The organism is Coriobacteriia bacterium (assembly GCA_031292615.1).
GTDB lineage: Bacteria > Actinomycetota > Coriobacteriia > Anaerosomatales > JAAXUF01 > JARLGT01.
Map to the genome: position 1 here is coordinate 1 of JARLGT010000019.1, position 3937 is coordinate 3937.

At 64.0% G+C, this 3937-nt stretch carries 5 protein-coding genes; all 5 read right to left on the reverse strand.

Features of this window, described 5'->3' with window-relative positions; translation table 11 throughout:
* Positions 1 to 659, reverse strand: a 659-nt coding sequence (gene pyrH, locus P4L93_01760) for a UMP kinase (protein ID MDR3685670.1), incomplete at its 3' end; no start/stop codon positions are given.
* 138 nt (positions 660 to 797) lie between these two features.
* Positions 798 to 1688: a translation elongation factor Ts gene (tsf, locus tag P4L93_01765; protein ID MDR3685671.1), complete on the reverse strand. Its 891-nt coding sequence runs from the start codon at positions 1686 to 1688 to the stop codon at positions 798 to 800.
* Positions 1689 to 1769: 81 nt separating this feature from the next.
* A complete protein-coding gene (rpsB, locus tag P4L93_01770) occupies positions 1770 to 2681 on the reverse strand; it encodes a 30S ribosomal protein S2 (protein MDR3685672.1) in 912 nt (303 codons plus the stop codon).
* Between the two features lie 186 nt (positions 2682 to 2867).
* On the reverse strand, positions 2868 to 3650 hold the full coding sequence (gene whiG / locus P4L93_01775) for an RNA polymerase sigma factor WhiG (GenBank protein ID MDR3685673.1): 783 nt from the start codon (positions 3648 to 3650) through the stop codon (positions 2868 to 2870).
* 43 nt (positions 3651 to 3693) lie between these two features.
* A partial coding sequence (locus P4L93_01780) for a tyrosine-type recombinase/integrase (protein ID MDR3685674.1) occupies positions 3694 to 3937 on the reverse strand: 244 nt, incomplete at its 5' end.

Here is a 3937-nt window from a genome sequence, read left to right on the forward strand (position 1 = left end):
CGGTTCAGGTCGAAGACGATGATCGGAAGGTCATTCTCCATGCAGAGCGAGACGGCCGTCGTGTCCAGGACGGCGAGCCGCTCGGCCAGGACGTCCGCAAACGTGAGCTCCGTGTAGCGCCGCGCCCCGGGGTGGGTCACCGGGTCCGCTTCGTAGACGCCGTCGACCTTGGTGGCTTTCAGGAGCACGGACGCGCCGATCTCGACCGCGCGCAGGGCGGCGGCCGTGTCGGTCGTGAAGTACGGGTTGCCGGTGCCGGCAGCGAAGATCACGACGCGGCCCTTCTCCATGTGCCGGATCGCGCGGCGGCGGATGTAGGGCTCGGCGATGGCTTGCATCTCGATAGCGCTCATGACGCGCGTGAAGACACCATGACGCTCGAGTGCCTCCTGCAGCGCAAGGGAGTTCATGACGGTCGCCAGCATGCCGATGTAGTCGCCTTGAGCGCGGTCCATGCCCTTAGCCGAGGCCGCCAGGCCGCGGAAGATGTTGCCGCCTCCGACCACGATGGCAATCTCGACGCCGCCTGCGCGCACGCGCCCCACTTGCTCGGCCAGACTGTCGAGCACCTTGGGGTCGATGCCGTAGCCCACATCGCCCATAAGGGCCTCACCGGAGAGCTTGAGCAAGACGCGCTTGAACCGGTAGGACTCAGACACGGTCACTCCCCTTTGCACTCACGACGGCGCGCTGCGAAAAGCGCGCGAAAAGCCTTCGGACAGAATACAGCACACAGGCCGGCAGTGGTGCCGGCCTGTGATCGTTGCGGTAACACGCTATGACGCGCAAGCGACGCTTTACTCAGCGGCAGACTCGCCCAAGACGAAGCGCTCGAAGCCGACGATAGTCAGCTCGTCGCCGACCTCCTTACCGACGGCTGCGGCGTACTGCGTCACGGTCTGATCGGGGTTCTTCACGAACGGCTGCTCCACGAGAGCGACCTCCTTGAAGAACTTCTCCAGGCGGCCGTTGGCCATCTTCTCCTGAATCGCCTCAGGCTTGCCGGACTCGGCGGCCTGTGCCTTGTAGATCGACAGTTCGTGCTCAATCGTCGCAGCGTCGGCATCCTCGCGGCGTACGAAGTACGGCGATGCGGCGGCAACCTGCATGGCGACGTCGCGGCCGAACTGCTTGAATGCGGGATTCTCGGCGGTTTCGGCCTTGTTGAAGCCCGTAACGACGAGTACGCCGATCTTGGCACCGCCGTGGATATAGCTCGCCACGGCGCCGGTGCCCATGACCTCCTCGCGCACGAAACGCGCGACACCCATGTTCTCGCCCAGCTTCGTGACCTTCTCGCCGAGAAGACCCTCGACAGTCAGACCGCGGCCGGAGATCTCCTGGGTCATGAGGTGCTCGACGCCCTCGGGAGCGGCCTCGGCGATGTGCTCGGCGACGGTCGCGGCGAAGCTGGTGAACTCGGCGTTGCGGCCGACGAAGTCGGTCTCGGAGTTGACCTCGACCAGAACGCCGACCTTGCTGTCCGCCGAGACAAACGCGGCGATCGTGCCCTCGTTGGTGGCGCGGCCGGCCTTCTTGGCAAGCGAAGCCAGCCCGCGGGTACGCAGGATATCGATTGCGCTGTCGAGGTTGCCCTCGGCCTCGGAGAGAGCCTTCTTGCACTCCATCATGCCGGCGCCCGTGCACTCACGGAGCTCCTTGACCATGCTGGCGGTGATCTCAGCCATGGATGCCTCCTGGTTCGATGTGTGGTCGGTGGGTAGTGCGCGTTCAAACGTCCGCCGTTGAGCGGACGGTCTCAAGCATGGTTACTCGGCGGCCGGAGCCTCAGCTGCAGGGGTCGGGGCAGCAGCGTCAGCTACGGCCTCGAGGTCGGCAGCGGGACTTTCGGGCTCGGCGCAAACCTCAGCAGCGGCAACCGTCTCGACGGGAGCGGCGGCGGCAGGCTCGACGGCGACGGGCACGGGAGCCTCAGCAGAGACGACGGTCGGCACAACGGTCTCGGCGGAGACGACCTGCGGGACGTCCTCGTTCTGGATGCCGCCGCGACCCTCGATGACGGCGTCAGAGATGACGCGGCACATCAGAGCGACCGAGCGGATCGCGTCGTCGTTGCCCGGGATGACGTAGTCGACGTCATCAGGATCGGCGTTGGTGTCGACCAGGCCGATGATCGGGATGTGCAGACGCTGGGCTTCGTGAATCGCGATGTCCTCGCGCTTGGTGTCGACGACGAAGATGGCGCCCGGCAGCGACGTCATGTTGCGCACGCCGTTGAGGTTGGCCTGCAGCTTGCCGAGCTCCTTCTTGAGGAGGAGCTGCTCCTTCTTGGGAAGCGTGGCCATTCGGCCGTCGGCGTCCATGGTCTCGAGCTCGACCATGCGCGAAACGCGTCCGCGCATCGTGACGAAGTTGGTGAGCATGCCACCGAGCCAACGGTTGTTGACGTACGGCATTCCGGAGCGCTCGGCCTCGGTCTGGATGGGCTCCTGCGCCTGCTTCTTGGTGCCGACGAACAGCACGTTGCCACCACGCTGCGAAAGCGAGCGGGTGAAGTTGAAGGCGCCCTCGAGCTCGCGAGCGGTGCGCTGCAGGTCGAGGATGTAGATGCCGGAACGCTCGGTGAAGATGTAGGGCTTCATCTTCGGGTTCCAACGGCGGGTCTGGTGTCCGAAGTGGACACCCGCCTCGAGCAAGTTCTTCATTGTGACGGTGGACATGGTGAAACCTCCTGGTCGGTTTGTTCCTCTGCCTGGTTCAACCCCTGGTCGCGACCACCGGTCTTGCCGATGGCACCTCGCGCCAGAGTCCGCAGGCATGTGTATTAAGAGCCTTGGCAGTATAGCAGACACCCCGCGGCCTGCAACGGCCGACGGGGCGTCGAATAAGAGCGATATGAAGAGCGGCTACGCTGTGGCCGCGTGCACGCTATGAAGCTTGGCCCGAAGGCGAAGGACGGCCTTCGTGTGCAGCTGGCTGACCCGCGACTCTGTCACGCCGAGAACCTGCCCGATCTCCTTGAGCGTGAGACCCTCGTAGTAGTACAGCGCGATGACCGTGCGCTCGCGCTCCGGCAGCTTGTCGATGGCCACCGCAAGGATGTCCTTGATCTCGGCGCTCTCGAAGATCGTGACGGGGTCCTCGGCAGTATCGTCGCGAATCGAACCGATGGCGTTCTGGCTCTCGTCGCGCTCGCCGCCCACCCACAGTTCCTCGAACGAGACGACCGAGGTGTAGGAGAGCTTGGACAGGATGTCCTGGAACTCCTTGAGGGAAACACCCATGTGGTCGGCGACCTCTTGGTCGCTCGGCACTCGGCGAAGCATGTTCTCGAGCGCGACGTAGGCCGCCTCGATCTCCTTGGCGCGAGAACGCACCGACCTGGGTACCCAGTCCATGGCTCGCAACTCGTCGATGATGGCACCCTTGATACGCGAAATCGCATACGTTTCGAACTTGATTGCCCTGCTCAGGTCGAACTTCTCGATGGCGTCGATCAGACCGAAGATCCCGTAGCTGATCAGGTCGGCCGTATCTACGGTCTGGGGCAGGCTGGACGCCAGTCGACCGGCGACGTACTTGACGAGCGGCGAGTAGTTGAGGATGAGCTCGTCGCGTGCTGCCGAGTCCTCATCGTCCTTGTAGCGAGTCCAAAGAGCGGACACGTCGGTCCGCGAGTCAGATCTCATGTGCAGTTACGCCCCTAACTGCGCTGGTCAGAGCGCTAGTGCCTCAGGCACGCGGATGTGCGTTGCGATGTACGTCCTGAAGCCGCCTCATGCTCAGGTGAGTGTATATCTGGGTGGTAGACAGGGCAACATGACCCAGTAGCTCCTGGACGGTGCGCAGGTCGGCCCCGCCTTCTATGAGATGCGTGGCGAACGTATGGCGCATCGCATGAGGCGAGAGCGAGCCGGCGATACCGACCTGAGTCAGATAGCGCTTGAAGAGCCGCCTGATTGCATCGGCGGAGAGC